The organism is Oleiphilus sp. HI0086 (assembly GCF_001635225.1).
Genome location: NZ_LWFZ01001292.1, coordinates 1 through 826 on the forward strand (window position 1 = coordinate 1; position 826 = coordinate 826).

Consider the following 826-nt stretch of genomic DNA (forward strand, 5'->3'; position numbering starts at 1 on the left):
AAACTTCTCTGAACCTTATGGCGATGCCGCACGTGGCCGAATTCTTGAAATCAAGCCGGGATTTTATACGCGAATGGGCGCAGGTATTCGTCAATCAACTGAAGTGTTAAAAACACAAGCAACTCAAAAGCGCCTCATGTTGATTGTTTCAGACGGCAAGCCAAATGATATTGATCACTACGAAGGCCGTTACGGAGTAGAGGATACTCGTAAGGCGGTTCAGGAGGCCAAGCAGCAGGGCTTGCAACCATTTTGTATTACCATCGATGAAGATGGAAACGATTATTTACCTTACCTTTTTGGTGATCATGGTTATGCAGTGATTAGTGATACTGCGCGTTTACCTGCATTGCTGCCAAAAATTTACTTGAACCTTACAGGTCTATCGTAAGACGACAAGGGTCAAGCTTTTTAAATGGAGAACGACATGCCAACGAATTATCTAGCGCAGGGAAATGAAGTTGTTATCTTCGAGCACGCCGCCAACAATAATTTGCCGGTTTTGATTAAGGGACCTACAGGTTGTGGTAAAACCCGATTTGTTGAGCACATGGCCAAGAAACTTGATCGGCCTTTATACACGATTGCCTGTCATGATGATCTAAGCGCAACAGACTTGGTAGGTCGACACTTAATTGGCAAAGACGGAACCTATTGGCAGGATGGCCCGCTTACCAGGGCGGTGCGAGAAGGCGGTATTTGTTATTTAGATGAAGTCATTGAAGCACGGAAAGATACTACGGTTGTGCTTCACCCACTGTCTGACCACCGTCGCGTTTTACCTGTAGAGCGTACGGGCGAAGAAATTATTGCTCATCCTGACTTT

The 826-nt window shown here is 45.5% G+C and carries 2 protein-coding genes; both read left to right on the top strand.

Going from position 1 to position 826, the window contains the following annotated elements:
* Nucleotides 1-391 (top strand): nitric oxide reductase activation protein NorD (locus A3756_RS22220; RefSeq protein WP_156490694.1); only part of this gene is annotated, 391 nt, incomplete at its 5' end.
* A gap of 36 nt (nt 392-427) precedes the next feature.
* Nucleotides 428-826: AAA family ATPase (locus tag A3756_RS22225; RefSeq protein ID WP_156490695.1), on the top strand; the 399-nt coding region annotated here is incomplete at its 3' end.